We start from the raw sequence: 20201 nt of genomic DNA, 5'->3' as shown, positions 1-20201 counted from the left end.
GGACTGGCCCGCCACGGACTGGCCCGCCACGGACTGGCCCGCCACGGACTGGCCCGCCACGGACTGGCCCGCCACGGACTAGCCCGCCACGGACTAGCCCGCCACGGACTAGCCCGCCACGGACTAGCGCGTCACGGACTAGCGCGTCACGGACTAGCGCGTCACGGACTAGCGCGTCACGGACTAGCGCGTCACGGACTAGCGCGTCACGGACTGGCCCGGCCGCGCTCGTCCACGGCACCGGGCGTCCCCGCCGGGGGGCCTGTCCGTTCCTCTGGCGGAGGCCCCGGCGGTGCGTCCTCCTCCGGGCCGGGGCGTCTGCGCCTGGGCACGGCGCGGGTCCGCACGCGGGACGCGGCCTTGCGGCGGGTGCGGGAGAAGGTGCGACTCCGGGCGCGGGTCCCGGACCGGCGTTCGGCCCAGATCCCGGCGGTGCGCTGGGCACGGACGAGGGAGCCGCCGATGGGACCGCGCTCCCCCTCCGGCGCGGCCCTGCGGGCGCCCCGCCGCCCCGACCGGCGCCCGGACCGGCGTTCCGCGCGCGCCGCGGCCCTGCGCCCGGCACGGGCCGCGGCGCGGCGTTCGGCGCGGGCGAGCCGCCGGCGGCGGGCCCGCTCGGCGGCCTCGGCGCGGCGCTGCAGCAGCTCCGGCGGGATGAGGTCGTGCCGTCCCGCGATGAACTCCTGCACCCAGATCTTGGCGCGGATGAGCGGCCGCCGGAACAGCCTCTCCCGCCGGACGGCCCGCTGGTACTTGCGCGAGTCGAGGCCGTACCGCCAGCGCGACCAGGGCGAGCCGGGCCGCGCCACCCGGATCGCCCCGACGATCAGCAGCGCGGGCACGAACAGGCCGATGAGACCCGTCCAGATCTTGCCCTTCAGCAGCGTCACCACGGCGAACACGAGGTTGACGACCAGGGAGGCGACGTAGACGCGGGTGAGGACGCCGGTGCCCGGGTCGGGCGCGATCCCCTCGTAGCCGAGCGGGCGGATGCCGAGCAGCAGCAGCCCCGTCACCGCGATCGCGACGAACACGGCGTCGACGGACGCGCGGCCCTTCTCCGTCCAGTACACATCGCTGAGGTGCAGGATCAGGGCGAACTCGTCCAGGACGAGGGCGGATCCCATGCCGAACACGGCGGCCGCCACCAGGTCGAGGCCGACGTAGGCGTCCGGGACGGCGAGGCTCGCCACCCCGCCCAGCAGCATCAGCACGACGCCGAACACCACGTGGTGGATGTGCAGGTCACCGGCCGTGATGTTGCGGAACCACCACCGCACGTTCGCGCGGATCAGCCGGACGTTGATCCGCGTCAGCACGAACGTGATGATGAACGCGACGAAGAAACCGAACAGCGGCAGCCGCCCAGTGGCCACGATGCGTTCGTCGAACATCTCGATCATCTGCCCCCCGCAGCCTCCATGATGCCCTGCGACATGCGCGGATATCGTGGGACCCGGCCGATCGACGACGATCGAGGAGGGCACCGCCGTGAGCCGCACCGTGGATCGCTGCGACCCCGGGTACCGGGCGTGGACCGCCGAGGCGATCCGGCTCGTCGACGCCGACGCCAACCGCAGCGCCGACACGCACCTGCACGTGTTCCCGCTGCCGCCGGAGTGGGGCATCGACCTCTACCTGAAGGACGAGTCCGTCCACCCGACGGGTTCATTGAAACACCGGCTCGCGCGCTCGTTGTTCCTCTACGCGCTGGCGAACGGCTGGATCCACGCGGACACGACGATCATCGAGGCGTCCAGCGGGTCGACCGCGGTGTCGGAGGCGTACTTCGCGCGGCTGCTCGGCCTGCCGTTCGTCGCGGTGATGCCCGCGTCCACCAGCCCGGAGAAGATCCAGCTCATCGAGTTCCACGGCGGCCGCTGCCATCTGGTGGACGACCCGTCCTCGATCTACGACGAGTCGCGCCGGCTCGCCGCCGAGTGCGGCGGCCACTTCATGGACCAGTTCACCTACGCCGAGCGGGCGACGGACTGGCGCGGCAACAACAACATCGCCGAGTCGATCTTCGAGCAGATGCGGCTGGAGCGGTTCCCGGAACCGTCCTGGATCGTCGTCGGCGCGGGCACCGGCGGGACGTCCGCGACGATCGGCCGGTACGCGCGGTACCGGATGTTCCAGACGCGCCTCGCCGTCGTCGACCCGGAGGGCTCGGCGTTCCACGGCTCGTTCGCCGACGGCGACCCGGAGCGGACCGCGGCGGGCTCGCGGATCGAGGGCATCGGGCGCCCGCGCGTCGAGCCGTCGTTCCTGCCGACGGTGATCGACCGGATGATCCGGGTGCCGGACGCGGCGTCGGTCGCGGCGATGCGCTGGACGAGCGAGGTCAGCGGCCGGGACGTGGGCGGCTCCACCGGCACCAACATGTGGGGCGCGGCGGAACTGATCGCGGAGATGCGGGCGCGCGGGGAGCGCGGGAGCGTCGTCACGCTGATCTGCGACGGTGGCGAGCGCTACGCGCACACGTACCGCTCGGACGCGTGGCTCGCGGCGCAGGGCCTCGACATCGCGCCGTACCTGGCCGCGCTGAACGGCTTCCTCAAGACCGGCGAGATGCCGGACATCGCGTGACGGCCGACCCCATGACGGCCGACCCCATGACGGCCGACCCCATGACGGCCGACCCCATGACGGCCGACAGAGTGACGGCTATCCCGTGACACGGACCGGGTTGAACAGGTCGGCGTAGATGAGCAGGCCGCCCATGACGATCAGGACGACCGCCATCACGTAGGTCACCGGCAGCGCCTTGGCGACGTCCACGTAGCCGGGGTCGGGCCTGCGGAAGATCTTCGCGAACGCCTTCTTGATCGCCTCCAGCAGCGCGCCGGCGATGTGGCCGCCGTCCAGCGGCAGCAGCGGGACCAGGTTGAACAGGCCGACCGCGAGGTTCAGCGAGCCGAGCAGCATCACGAAGAAGGAGACCTTCTCCATCCCGGAGAAGTCCTCGGACGCGGCGACCTCGCCGCCGATGCGGCTGACGCCGACGACGCCGATCGGGCCGTTCGGGTCGCGCTCGTCGCCGCCGAAGGCCGCGTTCCAGACGCCGACCATCTTCTGCGGCATCCGGAGCAGCGCGCCCGTGGTGCGCGCGGTCAGGTCGCCCATCGTGCTGGCGACCGCGCCGGGGCCCTGCCGCTCGATCGCGCTGTCCGGCGTGATCCCGAGGAACCCGACGTTGACGACCTTGTCCTCGTCCTCCAGGTCGTACATCTGGTTGCGGGTGATCGGGACGTTCAGCGCCAGCTCCCGCCCGTCCCGCTGGACGGTCATCGGGACGGTCTGCCCGCCGTCCCCGCGGATGAGCTTCTGCAGCTGCGCGTAGTCGTCGATCTTCTGGCCGTCGAACGCCACGATCCGGTCGCCCGGCTGGAGCCCGACCTGCCGGGCGGGCGTCGGCGCCGCGTCCGCCGGGCACGTGGTGGCCTCGGAGCTCGCCGGCACCATGCACTCGGCGACCTCCTTGATCACCGGCTGCGGCTGGTTGGTGCCGATGCCCATCAGCAGGATCGCGAAGAACATCACCGACAGCAGCAGGTTCATCGCGGGGCCGCCGAACATGATCAGCAGCTTCTGCCACCACTTCTTGGCGTAGAAGACGCGGTCCTCGTCGCCGGGGCCGACCTCCTCCAGCGCCGCGCCGCGGGCGTTCTCGATGAGCCCCTGCCACGGGCCGGTGCTGACCCGGCGGACCTGCCCCGGGGCGTCGCCCTTGCGCGGCGGCAGCATCCCGATCATGCGGATGTAGCCGCCGAGCGGGATCCACTTGACGCCGTACTCGGTCTCGCCCCGGTGCCGGGACCACATCGTCGGGCCGAACCCGACCATGAACTGGGTCGTCCGGACCTTGAACAGCTTGGCGAACGAGAAGTGCCCGAGTTCGTGCAACGCGATGGACACCAGCAGGCCGAAGAAGAGGATCAACGCCCCAGCCAGGTAGTAGACCATGCGTCGTGCCCCTCCGGTCGTGCACCCCGCGCCGGGGGGTGAGCGTTGGCAATCACCTCAGAGTACGTTAGCGCGCCGCATTCCGGTTGAAGCCCGGAGTGAACTGCTGAGCATGCGCAGCGGGGCGTCGCCCGCGCCGGGAGGGAAATGCAATAATGAGGCCCGCCGATCATCCCGTGCGGGAGAGTCCCCTGCAGCCGGCCGGGGACGCCGAAGGAGCAAATCCTCCCCGGAACCTCTCAGGCCCACGGACCGCACGGGCCAGGCGACCTCTGGAAAGCGGGGACTCACGTCCCCCGCCGAAGGTGAAAGCCCGCCGCGTAGGCGGGTGAAGCTCTCAGGCGCCGATGACAGAGGGGGAGGCACCGAGACGCCCGGTGCGCGGGTGGGACGATGGACCACGTGCGCCCGTGACGAAGGAGCCCAACCCATGTCCGCCGATTCGACTGCGAAGAAGACGCCGCTGCACGACGTCCATGAGGACCTCGGCGCGAACCTCGTCGACTTCGCCGGTTACCTGATGCCGCTGCGCTACGCGAGCGAGACCGCCGAGCACCAGGCCGTACGCACCGGGGCCGGGCTGTTCGACCTGTCGCACATGGGAGAGATCTTCCTCTCCGGTCCGGGCGCGGGCGCGGCGCTCGACTTCGCGCTGGTCGGGAACCTGTCGCCGATGCCGGTCGGCAAGGCCCGCTACACGATGATCTGCGGGCAGGACGGCGGCGTCCTGGACGACCTGATCGTCTACCGGCTCGCGGACGAGACCTGGATGGTCGTCGCGAACGCCGCGAACGCGGACGTCGTCCGGGACGCGCTGGCCGAGCGCGCCGCGAACTTCGAGGCGGCCGTGGACGACCGGTCCGCGTCGTACGCGCTGATCGCCCTCCAGGGCCCGCGTTCCCAGTCGATCCTCGAAGGCCTGACCGGCGCGCCGCTCGCGGACCTCAAGTACTACGCGATCCTCGCCGACCGGGTCGCGGGCGTCGACGCGCTCATCGCGCGCACCGGCTACACGGGCGAGGACGGCTTCGAGCTGTTCGTCGACGCCGCGGACGCCGTCCCGCTGTGGAAGGCGCTCGCCGCGGTGGACGGGGTCGTCCCGGCGGGGCTGTCGGCCCGCGACACGCTGCGCCTGGAGGCGGGCATGCCGCTGTACGGCAACGAGCTGACCGCCGAGACCACCCCGTTCGAGGCGGGCCTCGGCCGGGTCGTGAAGCTGGACAAGCCGGGCGACTTCGTGGGTAAGACCGCCCTGGCGGCGCAGGCGCAGACCCCGCCGGGCCGTAGGCTCGTCGGACTGGTCGCGCGGGGCCGGCGCGCGCCCCGCAAGGGATACCAGGTCGTCACGTCCGGCGGCACGCCGTGCGGGGTCGTGACGAGCGGCGCCCCGTCGCCCACACTGGGCACGCCGATCGCCATGGCGTACCTCGACAGCGGCGTCGGGGAGACGGACCTCGCCGTGGACGTCCGCGGCCGGCACGAGCCCGTGGACGTGGTGAACCTGCCGTTCTACAAGCGTTCCTGAAGTAGTTGTCCGGGGGTGTGGGGGTCGGCCCCCACATTGAGAAGAGAGAAGTGATCGTGAGCGTTCCTGAGGAGCTCCGCTACAGCGAGGAGCACGAGTGGGTGTCGGGCCTCGGCGGCGAGGACGGCATCGTCACGGTCGGCATCACCGCGCACGCCGCCGACGCGCTCGGTGAGATCGTCTACCTGGAGCTGCAGCCGTCCGAGGGCGACACCGTCGAGGCGGGCGAGCCGTGCGGCGAGGTGGAGTCGACCAAGTCGGTCAGCGACATCTACTCCCCCGTCAGCGGCGAGATCACCGCGATCAACAGCGCCGTGGTGGACGAGCCGAAGGTCATCAACGACGACCCGTACGGCGAGGGCTGGATCTTCAAGGTCCGGATCTCGGAGGAGCCCGGCGACCTGCTCGACTCCGCCGCCTACGACAAGCTGATCGAGGAATCATGAGCCTGGACGACTCCCTCGCGGCGGCCGACCCGGAGGTCGCCGAGGCGGTCGCGGCGGAGCTGCGGCGGCAGCAGCAGACCCTCGAGATGATCGCGTCGGAGAACTTCGCCCCGGTCTCGGTGCTGGAGGCGCAGGGCTCCGTCCTGACGAACAAGTACGCCGAGGGCTACCCGGGCCGGCGCTACTACGGGGGCTGCGAGCACGTCGACGTCACCGAGCAGCTCGCGATCGACCGGGCCAAGGCGCTGTTCGGCGCGGACCACGCCAACGTCCAGCCGCACAGCGGGGCGCAGGCGAACACGGCGGTCTACTTCGCGCTGCTCCAGCACGGCGACACGATCCTCGGCCTCGACCTCGCGCACGGCGGGCACCTCACGCACGGGATGCGGCTGAACTACTCCGGCAAGGTGCTGAACGTGGTTCCGTACCACGTCCGGGGCGAGGACGGCCTGGTCGACATGGACGAGGTGGCCGCGCTCGCGGCGGAGCACCGGCCGAAGATGATCGTGGCGGGCTGGTCGGCCTACCCGCGGCAGCTCGACTTCCCGGCGTTCCGGCGGATCGCCGACTCGGTCGGGGCGCTGCTGATGGTCGACATGGCGCACTTCGCCGGGCTCGTCGCGGCGGGCCTGCACCCGTCGCCGGTGCCGCACGCCGACATCGTCACGACCACCACGCACAAGACGCTCGGCGGCCCGCGCGGCGGCCTGATCCTGGCCCGCGAGGAGTACGGCAAGAAGATCAACTCCGCGGTGTTCCCGGGCATGCAGGGCGGCCCGCTGGAGCACGTGATCGCCGCCAAGGCCGTCGCGCTCAAGATCGCCGCGTCGGACGGGTTCAGGGCCCGGCAGGCGGCCACCGTCGAGGGCGCGAAGATCCTCGCCGAGCGGCTGCTGGCCGAGGACTCCGCCAAGGCCGGCGTGAAGGTGCTCACCGGCGGGACGGACGTCCACCTCGTCCTGGTCGACCTGGTGGACTCCGACCTCACCGGGCGGGACGCCGAGGACCGCCTGCACGACATCGGCATCACCGTCAACCGCAACGCGGTGCCGAACGACCCGCGCCCGCCGATGGTGACGTCCGGCCTGCGGATCGGCACGCCCGCCCTCGCCACCCGCGGCTTCAGCGCCGCGGACTTCGCCGAGGTCGCGGACGTCATCGCGCTGGCCCTCCAGCCGGGCTTCGACCGTGACGCCCTCGCGGCCCGCGTGAAGGCCCTCGCGGACGCGCATCCCCTGTACCCGAACCTGTGACGTCCGGGCGCCCCCTCCCCTGCCCGGGAGGGGGCGCGGCCGCACCGAGGTAGCGCATGGCCATCAGCGTCTTCGACCTGTTCAAGATCGGTATCGGGCCGTCGTCGTCCCACACGGGCGGCCCGATGGCCGCCGCGCACCGTTTCGCCCGCGGCCTCGGCCAGGACGGCCTGCTGGAGAAGACGGCCTCCGTCCAGGTCGTCCTGTACGGCTCTCTCGGCCTCACGGGTAAGGGGCACGGCAGCGACAAGGCCGTCATCCTCGGCCTTGAGGGCGACAAACCCGAGCTGGTCGACGTCGACCGCGTCGACGAACGCCTCGCGGCGATCCGCGAGCGCGGCGCCCTGCGCCTCTTCGGCGACCACGACATCCCCTTCGTGGTCAACGAGCACCTGCATTTCGAGCGCAAGAAGTCCCTGCCGGGCCACCCCAACGGCATGCTCTTCACGGCCCTGGACGCCGCCGGCGGCGAACTGCGCTCGAAGGTCTACTACTCCGTCGGCGGCGGCTTCATCGTGGACGAGAACGCCACGGGCGCCGACCGCATCAAGCCCGACGACACCGTCCTGCCCCACCCCTTCGAGACGGCCGCCGAACTCCTCGAACGCTGCAGGGAGACGGGCCTGTCGATCTCCGCGCTCATGCTGGAGAACGAGAGGGCGTTCGGCCGCACCGCCGCCGAGATCCACGACGGCCTCCTGGACCTCTGGCACGTGATGCGCGCCTGCGTGACCCGGGGCTGCACCCGCGAGGGCCTCCTGCCGGGCGGCCTGAAGGTCCGCCGCCGCGCCCCGCAGCTCCACCGGCAGCTCTCGACCGAGAAGGCCTCCGACCCCCTCCACGCCATGGACTGGGTCACCCTCTTCGCCCTCGCTGTCAACGAGGAGAACGCCGCCGGCGGCCGCATCGTCACCGCTCCCACGAACGGCGCCGCCGGGATCATCCCGGCCGTCCTGCACTACTACGACCGCTTCGTCCCCGGCTGCGACGACGCCGGCGTCGTCCGCTTCCTGCTGGCCGCGGGCGCGATCGGCGTCCTGTTCAAGCAGAACGCGTCCATCTCCGGCGCCGAGGTCGGCTGCCAGGGCGAGGTCGGCTCCGCGTGCTCCATGGCCGCCGCCGCCCTCACCGAGGTCCTCGGCGGCACCCCCGAGCAGGTCGAGAACGCCGCCGAGATCGGCATCGAGCACAACCTCGGGCTCACCTGCGACCCGGTCGGCGGCCTCGTCCAGGTCCCCTGCATCGAACGCAACGCCGTCGGCGCCATCAAGGCCATCAGCGCCGCCCGCATCTCCCTCCGCGGCGACGGCCGCCACTTCGTCTCCCTCGACAAGGCCATCAAGACGATGCGCGACACCGGCCGCGACATGCTCGACAAGTACAAGGAGACGTCGCGGGGCGGCCTGGCCGTCAACGTCATCGAATGCTGACGCCGCAGGACGGCCTGGACCGGTGACGGGAGTACCCGGCGGCATGCGGCGTACCTCGGCTGCGGTAGTGCGGGTGTCTCCTCCGAGCAGATGTCCGGCCTTGGGCTCCCGGCGAGACTGACGTGCAGTCGAAAGAGGAGAAAGCCCATGAACACCCTGCTGACCCGCACGGAGACGAAGGCGCCCCGGCCGATGCGGCTGACGGACATGCCCGCCGGACTGATGCTGGCCTTGGTCGCCGTCGGGCTGCCTCGGACCGTTCTCGCCGACCTGGACATCGTTGAGCCGGAAAGCGGTCTGCTGTACTACTTCCTGGCCCTGGCCCCGTTCGCCGCCTGGCTCGCGGTGGCGGTCTTCCGCAGGACCAGCAAGCCGTTCATGGATTTCGTCGTCCTCGGTGCGCTGTACGCGCTCTCGCTGTCGATCGTCCACCAGGTGCTCTGGAACGCGGCCGCGGGGTACGGGAACAAGCCGACGGCCGGTGCATCGGACTTCGCCGAGAAGTTCAGCCCGGCGTTCCAGGAACTCGCCCTTCGCGGCTACACGGTGGGAATCGCCACGATCATCGGTGTGGGGACCGGCCTGGTCTTCGCGGTCATCGCCACCGTGGTCGGTCGCGTACGCACCCGCACGCCCTGACGCGGTCGCTGACGGCGCATCTGCGCGATGCCCCAAGCAGGGCACCGCGCACCGCCTCGCTGAGCAGCCCGGTTGGAAGGCTGAGAGGTTCCTCGGTCGCCGGGAGTAGGTCCTTCGCCTCATGTGCGCTGTGAGTCTGCTGGCTAGGGTCGGCACTCATGCAGAGCACGGGCATTGTTCGCCGCGAGGCGGCCGAGCGCAGGCGCGACACCCTTGAACGGCTCGGGACCGAGCGGGACATATGGGTGGCGACGGCACACCCCGAGCACGGCCCGCACCAGATCCCGCTGTGGTTCGTGTGGGACGGGCAGGCGGTGTGGATGTGCACCAGCGCCACGTCCGCGACCGCACGGAACGTCCGCGAGGAGCCGCGCGTGCGCCTGGCGCTGCCGGACACCCTCGACGTGGTACTCCTCCAGGGCGAGGCGGAATGCTTCCTGGACCAGGACGTACCCGGAGACGCAGCGGAAGCCTTCACCGCCAAATTCGGATGGGACCCGCGCACGGAGGAAGAGTCATTCATCTATGTCCGCGTGGTCCCGAAAATCGTGCGCGCCTGGCGCGGCGAGCCGGAACTGCACGGCAGAGTCATCATGCGCGACGGCACATGGCTGGATTAGCCGCCGTCCCTTCCCCGCCCGCAGGACACGATCCACGGCTGGGCATTACTGCCCGAAGTTGTTGACCTGTCGTGCGTTGTCACCGACCTGCACACCCTGCGATCCGGTCACCGTGACGTTGTACTCGGCCACACGACCGTGACCGAGAAGTTCGAGAACCGCCCGGGCAGCCGCCAGAACTTCGGTGTCGCCCTCCACACCCCGATCCAGGAGTGCCCTGGCCAGCGGAGCCTCCCAGGTATCCGGGTCGTTCTGGTGTTCTGCGAGGGCGACCTCGGCGGCGCCCCCACCCGCCAGCCGCGCCGCGACCAGTTCCCGCAGTTTGCCGTAGGCGTCCCGGACGGCGTCGGCGGCGGTGTCGCCGAGACCTGCCGCCGCACCCGCGCTGAGCGCGGCGACGATGACCGTCACCGGTTCCATGCGATTTCTCCGTTCATCGGTGCTGTCAGGGATGCCAGATCTCATGCAGCTTGGCGACCCGGCCGTCCGCCATGGTGAGTTCGAACTCGATGTTCTCCGACGTGGACGAATGCAGGGCGGCCAGCTTCGCCAACGTGACATTCAGCCCTTCGGCCGGCCCGACCTGGGGGTCCCTGGCCAGCTGGTTGATATTGATCACCGCGTTGGACGCGACCTGGACATCGACGGTCTTCGTGCTGGTGTTTCGCAAATAGATGTCGTTCGGGGCGAATCCCCGGCCGTCTTCTCGCGCGGCTTCGTGCGCAGCGGCTCCCGTCAGACGCTCGAACTCGTCGACCGTGAGCGTGCGCCTTTCCGCGTCGATGCGCCGGATGTACACGCGGTGCATGCCATCGGCCAGAGGCGCCGGCGGTGTGGAGGGCTTAGCGGTCTCCGTCGGCGCCTCTACGCGCTTGGCATCCGGAGACGGCGGGACGGTGAGCTCTTTGAGGGTCGTGGTAAGCCCGGCCGGTGTGGTGACGAACCGTGGCTTGGGCGCCTTGATCGTGGCGCCGAGCCGGGTGAGCGACCGCCGTTCGTCCTTCGGCACCTTGTAGCCGATGAAGCGGAAGTCCAGCTTCACCCCGCTCTCCTCCGCCTTCTTGCGGACCGCCTGCCGGAGTGCCGCCTGATCCTGCGCGCAGGCATCGGTGCCGCGCGAGGCCACCACGATGATCCGGTTCAATTTGCGGCCCCGGAACGGATAGTGGCCGGAGAAGTCGTCGATCGCGGCGAGGATGCCGCTTCCCAGCGTGGCTCTGCCGGACGGTTTCAGCGTGCTCACCGAGGAGCTGATTTTCCGTCCCCGTCCTGTACCGGCGTCCACGACGGAGGCAGTGTTCCTCTTGTCGCCGCAGGTACCGCCGAATCTGCGCAGGGACAACGAGTCGTCATCGGCGGAATTGTCCGCGGCGGAACCGACGGCCCTGGTGACCGCGGTGAAGTTCGCGCCGTCCTTGGGAAGCGAGGCGTCGATGAGGAACGCGGTCCGGTAGTCCGGAACGGCCCGCACCACCAGGAAGGCCAGGACACCGATCAGCAGCACCGCGGCCGTCAGCACGACCAGCAGCCCCCGCGACCGGCGTCGGCGCGTTGCGCCTCCGAGCCCGGTCACGAGGTCTTCATCAGCTTCGCGCGAAGGGCGGCAAGGGCCCGATTCATGCCGTTCACCTCGTTGTTGTAGTCAGCCGCGATGTGCTGGAAGCGCGCCAGCCGCGCGTCGAGCGGAGCCCCGGAGCGTGCGGTCTTGAGCAGGTCATCGGCCGCCGCGACCACCCGTCTTCGTTTCTCTCGCAGCGAGACGGCCCGATCGCGCACACCGCGGGCATCGGCGCCCTTGGCCCGGCCCTTCAGGTCGTCGAACCGCGGGTCGGAACCTCCGGCCGCTCGCCTGGCCCGGCCGAGCATGCCGTCGGCGACGTCCAAGCGCCCGTCGACGATCGCCTGAACGGCCGTGTTCACCTGTGTCACCGTGGCGTTGAGGGAGTCGACGATCGCCTGGGCGCCCTTGAGGACCGGTTCGGTGTTGGAGTACCAGTCCAAGGTCCGCTCAAGGTCGGAAGCGTTCTTCGCATGGACCGGCGGCGGCGCCTTGGCCGCCGCGGCGATGCGGTCGAGCCTCGCCCGCTGGGCGCCCGGCACCTGGTAGCCGACCAGCCGGAACTCCAGCGACAGGCCGGCCGAGCCGATCCGCTCCCTGATCTCCTTCTCGACATAGGCGGGGTCGTCCTCGCAGGCGTCCACGCCGTGCCGGGTGACCACGATGATCCGGTTGACCTGACGGGCCTTGGCGTCGAGCGGTCTGGAGAAGTCCTCCACCGCCTCCACGATCCCGCGCACCAGTGTCGGCTCGCCCCCGGGCCGCATCCGCGCCGCGGAAGCCGTGATCGCCTGACGGTTGCCCGTCCCGAAATCGGCCAGCCTGGCCGTGTTCCCCGATTCGCCGCACTCACCACCGAACCGGCGGAGCGACAAGGCGTCGCCGTCACCGGAGTTCTCCAGCGCCTTGCCCAGCGAGGACGTCACCGCGGTGAGCTCCGCCGGGTCGGTGCTCTCGGCCGCGTCGACCAGGAACTGAGTCCGGTAGTTCGGCGCGAAACTCGGCGAGAACCAGCCGAGATAGAGCCACCCAGCGCCCACGGCCAGCGCCGAGGCGACCAGCGTCACCAGCAACGCCGACAGGGCCGCCGGGACGTCGATCCGATAGTTGTTCTCCTGGTACGCCTCGTCCCCGACGATGACTCCGTGGCTGTCCCTCACCGTCACGTGTCTCACCGATGGTGGTGAGCCGTCCCCTGGAGGAACGTCATCATCGATCACCCGTCGTCGTGCGCGCCGGTCGGCGACCGTCCCGTACGCGGCGACCCCGAGCCCGACCACCGCGACGGCCAGGCCGACCACGGTGACCGGCCTTCCAACGTCCTCCGGTCCGGCCACCGCGAAGTAGAGTGCGGTCCCTGCGAGCCCCCCGACCGTCACCAGGCCACCGCCCGATGCCATCACGCGCCGCGTCATACCGGCATCATCTTCAGGACAAGAAGATCACTATGGGTGATTCCGCAAAGACGTAGCGCTATCACCCGACCGCAAACGGCCACAAGAAAACGGCACCGACAACGCGTGCTCTCTCCCCAATCGTGGAAGGGGCGGCCCCCTCAACCCGCTGGCAAGTTGACCCGTCACCAACGGCCCGACGTCGAACGAGCACGCGAGGCACCGATGGAATCCTTCCCCGAGCCAGCGGAACAGCGGCATGTCAACGAGATCGACGCCAGTGCTTCACCGGCCGACCAGCCGGACCAGACGGCCCTGGCAGGGACGCACAGCCAAGCGCGAGCGCCGCGCGCTTCTTCCGCCTTATCCGGTTTCACTCGCAGGTGGGGCATGTGATGATCGGCGGCATACCGGTCGATGCGCATCTTCTCGCGATCTTCTTCGTGACCTCGGTCGTCGCCATGGTGATCCCCGGGCCCGACATGCTGTTCATCCTCGGGTGCGGGATGCGGGGCGGCGCTCGGGCGGGACTTCTCGCCACGGCGGGGGTCGCGACGAGCGAGGCGGTGCACGTCGCGGTGGCCGCGGCGGGGCTGGCCGCACTCTTCGCGGCGGTGCCGGTCGCGTTCACGGTGGTCCGGATCGTCGGTGCCGCCTATCTGATCTACCTGGGCGTCCAGACCCTGCGGCACCGCAACGACGTGGACACGGCACCGGCCGGGGTCTCCGGACGCCGGGCCTATCTCAACGGGCTGGTGACCAATCTGCTGAACCCGAAAATGGTCACCTTCACGATCGCGTTCCTGCCCCAGTTCATCGATCCGGCGCTCGGGCACGTGTGGGCGCAGTTCGCGATCCTCGGCGCCATCCTGATCGTGCTGGAGTTCCTGGTAGACGGCACAGTCGGCGTCCTCGCCGGACGCATCGGCGACTGGCTCCGCAACCGACATGCCGCCCGACGCCGACTCAACATCACCGTCGGAACCCTCTTCATCGGCCTCGGCACCCGCCTAGCCACCGAACGCTAACCAAAGACGCGAATCGCTGACCAAGCGCAAACCCCGCTCAACCTCCCCACCGCCCCGGACACCAGCGCCTCGCGACCCCCAACGCCATCCCGATCACGCCGAAGCCCCTGGTAGACGGCACAGTCGGCGTCCTCGCCGAACACATCGGCGACCGGCTCCGCAACCAACACACCACCCAACACCAACTCAACATCACCACCGAAACCCTTCATCGACCTCGGCACCCGCCCAGCCACCGAACGCTGAGTCGAGGACGCGGATCGCTGAGCGGGCCCGAAGCCCCGCTCGACCGCCGGGCGTCAGCAGGTAGGACGCCACCGCCACGCTCCTAGCACCGCTGGCGACGACCTCGTCCAATGGTGGGCCGCTCGCGGCGCCGAACCCATACGGGACGAGGCCGCCCCAGCCGCCACGACAGGCCCCCCTCCTGGACACCGACGCCGCCTGCGTTCCCCCGGCGTCAGCCGTACCAGACGAGAGCGCGGACGCCTCCGCCGTCGATCGTTCCGACCAGCCGACCGTCGCGCGGCGCGCCCCGGAGGAACCGTCCGGCCTGGTCCCGGTCGATCGCGCGGCGGTCGAGATACGCACCCGGACGGGCGTCCTGCTTCGGCCGGAAGCGCTTCGGCGGCGCCGTCCTGACATCGGACGCGGGCATACGCGGCTGCTGTGGCGAGGGCGACAGATCCTTCGACGGCGTGCGCTTCCTCGGCGGCCTGTCGTCCAACGACCCGCGGTTCTTCGGCAACACCTCGTGAACCGCGACGCTCGGGCTCCTCGGCGCGGGCGCAATGGCGCGGCAGTAGATCGTGCGGGGATCGAGCTCTCCGTGCGGCCGGGAGACATCTTCGGTTTACTCGGCCCGAACCGCGCGGGCAACGCCACGACCCTCAACATCCTCCGCACGCTGCTGCGACCTGGCGGGGGCGACGGGGTGCGGGCGATCCGCGCGCTGGCGGAGACCGTCGCGGTGTGGGACGCGCCCACGCGCTGCGCGGCTTCGCGGCGCCCGTCTCGAACGCAACGTCTCCTCCCACGAGGCCCGCTTCCACTGCGTGAAGCCGAGAGACCGCGGCCGCCTGTCGTACAGATCCGTCCAGAACGTGGGAGCGGACGCCCCGCTCGGCGACATTGGTGCCGTACTCGACACAGACGTGCCAGCCGTCGAGAAGCGGAAAGGGCTACCAGGCGACGTCCACGGCGGCTGGGATGCCCGGCGCGCGGCGAGGCCGTCCACGCCAGGCACAACGCCTTCGCCGGGACGGCCAGCCCCACATGGGAAGCTCGGTTGCGGTGCCAGGACCGGCCATGCCCGCACCGCCCTCTATGTTCGGTCGGTTCGCGGGCTGATCGCTTGGACGGGGCAGGCGACTGCCGCGCGGTGCACGGCGTCGTCGTGCTGGGCGTCGGGTGCGGGGTCGTAGACGAGTTCGTCGTCCTCGTCCAGTTCGAAGACCTCGGGGGCCGTGAACACGCACTGGGCGTGGGTCTCGCAGACGTCCCGGTCGACGCTGATCTGCATCGTCATCCTCTCGGTGGTGGGTTGAATCGGGAGAGCCCATCCAGCCGCCACCGGAGTCCGACGCGGTGGTCGAGCTGGATCGCGTGGTCAATGTGGAAGTCGACGAATCGCTGGGCTCCGGGGCGATGTGCGGCCCTGTCCTCGTCCCAGTCGACCGTGGCCATGCCGGTGAGATGGAGGGTGTGCCCGGCCGTCCAGTCGATGAAGAGCAGGGAGGCCCGAGGGTTCAAAGCGAGGTTCCCCAGGGTCATGTACATCGAGTTGCCGGTGTAGTCAGGCCAGCTGACGCGGTCGGGGGCGGCGTCGAGGAAGCCGGGGGCGCCGCCGCGGTGGGAGGCGTCCACACCGAGGCCGGGCGCGCCGGTGCCGACGAAGAACGTGTCGGCCGCGCGAATCCACGCGAGCTGGGTCGCGTTCAGATCCGAGCCCTCCGTCCGCGCCGTGGGCCCGGACCGCCGCACCGCCTCGACGCTGCGGGTTTGGATGTACTTCGGGCAGTTCGAGTAGACCTGGTCGGTATGGACGAGCAGCCCTCCGCGGTCCGCGGGGCGGGCCCGTCCGTTGACGCGCATGCGCCGGCGCTTCTCGGGGTCGATGGCGATCATGCCGACCTCGACGGGGGCGGTGAACGCCTCGACGAGCGGGTCGACCGCCGGAAGGGCCGCATCGATGTGCAGCGTCGACTCGTCCGGGACGCTGATGAAGCCGGGTTGGCCGGCGAGCAGCGTGGTCCAGAGCGAGCCCTGATGGTCGGCCGATACGACGATCATCCTCTGGCCTGCCAGGAACCGTCCGGCCACCTCGGGGATCGTGTTCGCGACACGGGCACTGCCGTGCGCGTCGGCACGGAAGCCTGCCCGCCGCTGGACGTCCACCTCGCCTGGATGAAACATCCGGTCGATCCTCCTTTCACGTTCTGGGGAAGAGCCATCCCTGGGTTTAGAAGAAGCCGCAGGTGGGCGCTCCCTGGACGGGGGCGGTAGTGCCGTTGACGCCGGTGGCGGCGTAGATCTCAAGCCGGATGCCGTCGGGGTCGGTGAAGAAGATGCCGCCGGAGGCCGCCCCCTCGGCATGGGCGACGATGCCGTCATAGGCGAACTCGACCCCGAGCGTCTTGAGCGTCTCCTCGGCACGGCGCACGGCATCGATCGTCGGAACCTCGAACGACAAATGGTGCAGACCGGGCAGGCCGGTGGGGAAGGCACCCTCGCTCTGCTGCCACAGGGTGAGGCGCACGACGCCGTCCTCGCCCAGGAAGGCGTACTTCCGGTCGGCGTCCGAGCGGGCCAGGACTTCGAAGTCGAACAGCGCCGCGTAGAACTCGATCGACCGGTTCAGGTCCGTCACGTTCAGCGCGACGTGGCCCGTCTTGAGTGCCGCGTTACTCATAGTGACCTCCAGGTCGGCACGTGTCCCCGCCACCCTTCAAGCGGACGGCTAACGGTTATGAGCACGCTTGCCATTAGCCTCAACCGTAGAGGCGAATCTAATGGGAAGCAAGCGCTGATACATTAGAAGGGTCAGCGACAGGCCGGACCACGCCGAGACGCGACCGAGGAGGAGACGTGACGGCCGACGAGGTGCCCGACCTCTACCCGTCCGAACCGAGACCGGTGCGCCTGATGAACACGATCTGGGCCGACAAGGGCCGGGTGCACGACGCCCTGACGACGACCGGGCGGCTGGACCAGTGGGCGCGGCAATGCGGGATCGAGACGCCCGGCCCGCTCGGCGACGGCGACCTGCTCCGGGCCCGGGAACTGCGCGACGCGCTGCGCCGGATCGCCGCGAACGCGGTGGGCGACGAACGGCCGACCGCCCTGGTCGGCGACCTGACGATCGAGGACGCGCTGGCGACCCTGAACGGCTTCACCGCGTCGTGCGTCCCCGAACTAAGGCAGGGGGACGGGCACGGGTTCCACCGGGACTGGCGGTTCGGCTCCGACGGCTTCGACCGCGAACTCGCCGTGATCGCGCTCGAAGCCGCCGACCTGTTCTCCGAGCGTCCAGAGGTCAGGCTCGGCGCCTGCTACGGGCCCGGCTGCGTGCTCTACTTCCACCGCTCGCACCCACGGCGCGGCTGGTGCTCGGCGGGCTGCGGCAACCGAGCCAGGGTCGCCCGGCACTACCGCCGACACGCCAGCACCTGAGCCCACCTGAAGCGGGACGTCGACCCCACGCTCGCCCGCGGGACGACGCCCGCAAACGCGCCAGCCCACTTCACCGACCGCGAGAGCCTTGGCGCCCACCTCACTCGGAGCGGAACGCCGATCCCAGTTCTAGGGGCCATCGTGGCGGCGGACGTCCAGGGCGATCCCACCGCCGGGCGCGCACCAGAGGATACGCGGGGCCTGCCGGACATGCGCGGGGCCTGCCGGGCGTGCGCGGGGCCTGCCGGGCGTGCGCGGGGCCTGCCGGGCGTGCGCGGGGCCTGCCGGGCGTGCGCGGGGCCTGCCGGGCGTGCGCGGGGCCTGCCGGGCGTGCGCGGGGCCTGCCGGGCGTGCGCGGGGCCTGCCGGACGTGCGCGAAGCCTGTTGGGCGCGGGGCCTGCCGGACGCGCGCGAGGCCTGCCGGACGTGCGCGAGGCATGTTGGGCGCGGTCTGGTGTGGGGTTAGGCGGTGCGGGCGCCTCGGCCGGTTGGGGAGTGGGCGCCCTGGCGGGCCTCGTTGCCGCAGTAGCGGCAGATGACCAGGGGGTTGACCGGCTCGCCGCAGGAGTGCTGCCACTGGACGGGCGGGTCGTCCGGATGCAGGTGCCGGTCGCCCCAGGCCATCAGGACCAGCAGGACGTCGCACAGCTCCACCCCGGCGGGCGTCAGGTGGTACTCGTAGCGGGCCGGGTGGTCGCTGTAGCGCTCGCGGCGGATGATGCCGTTCGCCTCCAGCTTGCGGAGCCGGGACGTGAGGATGTCGCGGGACGCCCCCGTGTTGTAGACGATCTGGTCGAAGCGCCGCACGCCGTAGCTCAGCTCCCGGATCGCCAGCAGGCTCCAGCGCTCGCCGACCAGGTCGAGGGTGTCGGCGATCGAGCATTCGCGCGGGTCGGCGTCCTTCGGCATACCGGGAAGCCTAGTCGTCAGAGCCGCTCGACGATCGTGGCGTTGGCCAGGCCGCCCGCCTCGCACATGGTCTGGAGGCCGAACCGGGCGCCGCGGTCTTCGAGAGCGTGCAGCAGCGTGGTCATGATGCGGGCGCCGCTCGCGCCGAGCGGGTGGCCGATCGCGATCGCGCCGCCGCGCACGTTGACACGCGCCAGGTCGGCGCCGGTCTCGCGCTGCCAGGCCAGGACGACCGGAGCGAACGCCTCGTTCACCTCGAACAGGTCGATGTCGCCGAGGGTGAGGCCGCCGCGCTTCAGCACCTTCTCGGTCGCCGGGATGATCGCGGTGAGCATCAGCAGCGGGTCGTCCCCGGTCACGGCGAACGCGTGGAAGCGGGCGCGCGGGCGCAGGCCGAGGCGCTCGGCGACGTCCGCGCCCATGACCAGGACGGCGGCGGCGCCGTCGTTGATCGGGGAGGCGTTGCCCGCGGTGATCCGCCAGCCGATCTCGGGGAAGCGCTCGGCGGTCCGCTCGTCGTAGTAGGCGGGCTTGAGGCGGGCGAGAATCTCCGGCGAGGTCCCGGGGCGGACGGTCTCGTCGCGCTGCCCCGTCCAGGCGACCTCCCGGTCGAACTCGCCGTTCTTCCACGCCTCGGCGGCGCGGCGGTGCGACTCGTAGGCGTAGGCGTCGAGTTCCTCGCGGGCCAGGTCCCAGCGGGCGGCGATCAGCTCGGCGCTGATGCCCTGTCCGACGAGGCCGTCGGGGTAGCGGTCGGCGAGCAGCGTCCCGAACGGGTCGCTGCCGGGCAGGACGCTCGACCCCATCGGCACCCGGGACATGGACTCGACGCCGCACGCGATCGCGATGTCGTAGGCGCCGCTCTGCACGCCCTGCGCCGCGATGTGCAGGGCCTGCTGGGACGAGCCGCACTGCCGGTCGACGGTCATGGCGGGCACGCTCTCGGGGAACCCGGCGGCGAGGACGGCCGTGCGGGTGATGTTGAGCGCCTGGTCGCCGGCCTGGGTGACGACGCCGCCGATGACGTCGTCGACCGTCGCCGGGGCGATGCCCGCGCGCTCGACCAGCGACGTCAGCGTTCGCGCCAGCAGGTCGGCCGGGTGGTCGCCGTGCAGGGCCCCGTCCGGCTTGCCCTTGCCCACCGGCGTGCGCACCGCCTCCACGATCACCGCGTCCCGCATGACCCACCTCCGTTGTGTTCTCCAACTCTCTCTCGCAGTATCCGGCTAGAAGGTTGGAAAACACAACCCACTGCGCCTAGTGAGTTGGGTAACACAACGAAGCAGAAAGAGCCCGGGGGGCCGCAACGCATCGCCACGCCCCCCGGGCCATCGGGCCGCTCAGCGGTAGGGGCCCATGCCGTGGTCCGTCTGTTCCTTCCGTACGTCGAAGAGCCCCTCGGCGTAGCCGCCCGGACCTGCACGATCGGACAAGCGCGCCTCCTCGGTCTCCTTGACGTCACATTCACTTCGGACACTAGCGGCGCATGCCGACATAGACCCCAAACAGCATCTCAAGGGGCCGTCAAGCATCGAAGGCGTCGCCCGACCGTTTCCCGATCAGCCCTTGAACATCTCGCGCATCTTGCGGGCGGCATCGCCCGGTTTCTTCTTCTGCCCCTTCCCCGGGGCCTCCTCGGCGCTGGACGGCCGCCTCTCGCGATCGCGTTCGGTCTCCGTCTTGCCCGCGGTCTCGCCGGGCTTACCAGGCTTGTCGTTCACGACAACTCCCCCGATGTCGGTTCACTGTCGTCCCATAGGT

At 70.6% G+C, this 20201-nt stretch carries 21 protein-coding genes and 1 riboswitch; of the genes, 9 read left to right on the top strand and 12 right to left on the bottom strand.

Annotation, left to right across the window (positions count from 1 at the left end):
- Window positions 1-206: 206 nt before the first annotated feature.
- On the bottom strand, window positions 207-1403 hold the full coding sequence (locus K8Z49_RS38965; protein WP_412516534.1) for a hypothetical protein: 1197 nt from the start codon (window positions 1401-1403) through the stop codon (window positions 207-209).
- An 88-nt stretch (window positions 1404-1491) separates the two neighbouring features.
- On the opposite strand from K8Z49_RS38965, the gene K8Z49_RS38960 reads away from it, so the two are divergent.
- Entirely contained in the window at window positions 1492-2589 is a 1098-nt protein-coding gene (locus K8Z49_RS38960) for a PLP-dependent cysteine synthase family protein (RefSeq protein WP_024935451.1), read from the top strand.
- A 78-nt stretch (window positions 2590-2667) separates the two neighbouring features.
- On the opposite strand, the gene K8Z49_RS38955 is transcribed toward K8Z49_RS38960, so the two are convergent.
- The gene (locus K8Z49_RS38955; protein ID WP_075023367.1) at window positions 2668-3966 is read right to left on the bottom strand and encodes a M50 family metallopeptidase; all 1299 of its coding nucleotides are present in this window, start codon (window positions 3964-3966) and stop codon (window positions 2668-2670) included.
- 169 nt (window positions 3967-4135) lie between these two features.
- Window positions 4136-4231, top strand: a riboswitch (glycine riboswitch).
- A 165-nt stretch (window positions 4232-4396) separates the two neighbouring features.
- Here K8Z49_RS38955 and gcvT point away from each other — a divergent pair.
- The 6 genes from gcvT to K8Z49_RS38925 all read left to right on the top strand — a co-directional run bounded on the left by gcvT (window position 4397) and on the right by K8Z49_RS38925 (window position 9879).
- The gene (gcvT, locus tag K8Z49_RS38950; RefSeq protein ID WP_075023366.1) at window positions 4397-5491 is read left to right on the top strand and encodes a glycine cleavage system aminomethyltransferase GcvT; all 1095 of its coding nucleotides are present in this window, start codon (window positions 4397-4399) and stop codon (window positions 5489-5491) included.
- A 56-nt stretch (window positions 5492-5547) separates the two neighbouring features.
- The gene (gene gcvH / locus K8Z49_RS38945) at window positions 5548-5937 is read left to right on the top strand and encodes a glycine cleavage system protein GcvH (protein WP_024935452.1); all 390 of its coding nucleotides are present in this window, start codon (window positions 5548-5550) and stop codon (window positions 5935-5937) included.
- Complete coding sequence (gene glyA, locus K8Z49_RS38940; RefSeq protein WP_075023365.1) at window positions 5934-7190, top strand: serine hydroxymethyltransferase; 1257 nt, start codon at window positions 5934-5936, stop codon at window positions 7188-7190. The genes gcvH and glyA overlap by 4 nt, the downstream gene beginning before the upstream one ends.
- Before the next feature lie 56 nt (window positions 7191-7246).
- A complete protein-coding gene (locus tag K8Z49_RS38935; protein WP_412516532.1) occupies window positions 7247-8620 on the top strand; it encodes an L-serine ammonia-lyase in 1374 nt (457 codons plus the stop codon).
- A 147-nt stretch (window positions 8621-8767) separates the two neighbouring features.
- Window positions 8768-9259 (top strand): hypothetical protein, encoded by a 492-nt coding sequence (locus tag K8Z49_RS38930; RefSeq protein ID WP_021594850.1) that lies wholly within the window; start codon window positions 8768-8770, stop codon window positions 9257-9259.
- A gap of 158 nt (window positions 9260-9417) precedes the next feature.
- Window positions 9418-9879, top strand: a complete 462-nt coding sequence (locus tag K8Z49_RS38925; RefSeq protein WP_412516531.1) for a pyridoxamine 5'-phosphate oxidase family protein — start codon at window positions 9418-9420, stop codon at window positions 9877-9879.
- Between the two features lie 45 nt (window positions 9880-9924).
- Here K8Z49_RS38925 and K8Z49_RS38920 read toward each other — a convergent pair whose 3' ends face one another.
- Genes K8Z49_RS38920 through K8Z49_RS38910 form a run of 3 tightly spaced genes read right to left on the bottom strand, consistent with a single transcriptional unit; the run spans window position 9925 to window position 12852 of the window.
- Complete coding sequence (locus tag K8Z49_RS38920) at window positions 9925-10290, bottom strand: hypothetical protein (RefSeq protein ID WP_412516530.1); 366 nt, start codon at window positions 10288-10290, stop codon at window positions 9925-9927.
- Between the two features lie 34 nt (window positions 10291-10324).
- Complete coding sequence (locus K8Z49_RS38915; RefSeq protein ID WP_412516529.1) at window positions 10325-11452, bottom strand: hypothetical protein; 1128 nt, start codon at window positions 11450-11452, stop codon at window positions 10325-10327.
- Window positions 11449-12852, bottom strand: a complete 1404-nt coding sequence (locus K8Z49_RS38910; RefSeq protein WP_075023361.1) for a hypothetical protein — start codon at window positions 12850-12852, stop codon at window positions 11449-11451. The genes K8Z49_RS38915 and K8Z49_RS38910 overlap by 4 nt, the downstream gene beginning before the upstream one ends.
- A 374-nt stretch (window positions 12853-13226) precedes the next feature.
- Here K8Z49_RS38910 and K8Z49_RS38905 point away from each other — a divergent pair, with 374 nt between their 5' ends.
- Window positions 13227-13859, top strand: a complete 633-nt coding sequence (locus K8Z49_RS38905) for a LysE family translocator (protein ID WP_412516527.1) — start codon at window positions 13227-13229, stop codon at window positions 13857-13859.
- Between the two features lie 460 nt (window positions 13860-14319).
- Here K8Z49_RS38905 and K8Z49_RS38900 read toward each other — a convergent pair whose 3' ends face one another.
- From K8Z49_RS38900 to K8Z49_RS38885, 4 genes are all read right to left on the bottom strand, one after another.
- Window positions 14320-14517 (bottom strand): hypothetical protein, encoded by a 198-nt coding sequence (locus K8Z49_RS38900; protein ID WP_412516526.1) that lies wholly within the window; start codon window positions 14515-14517, stop codon window positions 14320-14322.
- A 666-nt stretch (window positions 14518-15183) separates the two neighbouring features.
- Complete coding sequence (locus K8Z49_RS38895; RefSeq protein ID WP_021594856.1) at window positions 15184-15387, bottom strand: ferredoxin; 204 nt, start codon at window positions 15385-15387, stop codon at window positions 15184-15186.
- On the bottom strand, window positions 15384-16274 hold the full coding sequence (locus tag K8Z49_RS38890) for a pyridoxamine 5'-phosphate oxidase family protein (RefSeq protein ID WP_412516524.1): 891 nt from the start codon (window positions 16272-16274) through the stop codon (window positions 15384-15386). The genes K8Z49_RS38895 and K8Z49_RS38890 overlap by 4 nt, the downstream gene beginning before the upstream one ends.
- Window positions 16275-16320: 46 nt before the next feature.
- Window positions 16321-16770 carry a VOC family protein gene (locus K8Z49_RS38885; RefSeq protein ID WP_412516523.1) on the bottom strand — a complete coding sequence of 150 codons (450 nt, stop codon included), beginning with the start codon at window positions 16768-16770 and terminating at the stop codon, window positions 16321-16323.
- A 176-nt stretch (window positions 16771-16946) separates the two neighbouring features.
- On the opposite strand from K8Z49_RS38885, the gene K8Z49_RS38880 reads away from it, so the two are divergent.
- Window positions 16947-17531, top strand: a complete 585-nt coding sequence (locus K8Z49_RS38880; protein WP_412516522.1) for a CGNR zinc finger domain-containing protein — start codon at window positions 16947-16949, stop codon at window positions 17529-17531.
- 462 nt (window positions 17532-17993) lie between these two features.
- Here the strand turns inward: K8Z49_RS38880 and K8Z49_RS38875 are convergent, their stop codons facing one another.
- The 3 genes from K8Z49_RS38875 to K8Z49_RS38865 form a co-directional block, all read right to left on the bottom strand.
- Complete coding sequence (locus K8Z49_RS38875) at window positions 17994-18440, bottom strand: winged helix-turn-helix transcriptional regulator (protein WP_021594860.1); 447 nt, start codon at window positions 18438-18440, stop codon at window positions 17994-17996.
- Window positions 18441-18457: 17 nt separating this feature from the next.
- Entirely contained in the window at window positions 18458-19621 is a 1164-nt protein-coding gene (locus K8Z49_RS38870) for a thiolase family protein (RefSeq protein WP_075023357.1), read from the bottom strand.
- A gap of 378 nt (window positions 19622-19999) precedes the next feature.
- Window positions 20000-20161 (bottom strand): hypothetical protein, encoded by a 162-nt coding sequence (locus K8Z49_RS38865; protein ID WP_021594862.1) that lies wholly within the window; start codon window positions 20159-20161, stop codon window positions 20000-20002.
- Window positions 20162-20201: the final 40 nt, after the last annotated feature.

Origin of the sequence: Actinomadura madurae (assembly GCF_047130825.1) — a bacterium.
Classification (GTDB): Bacteria; Actinomycetota; Actinomycetes; order Streptosporangiales; family Streptosporangiaceae; genus Spirillospora; species Spirillospora madurae.
This window is presented reverse-complemented; position numbering and strand designations above follow the sequence as displayed.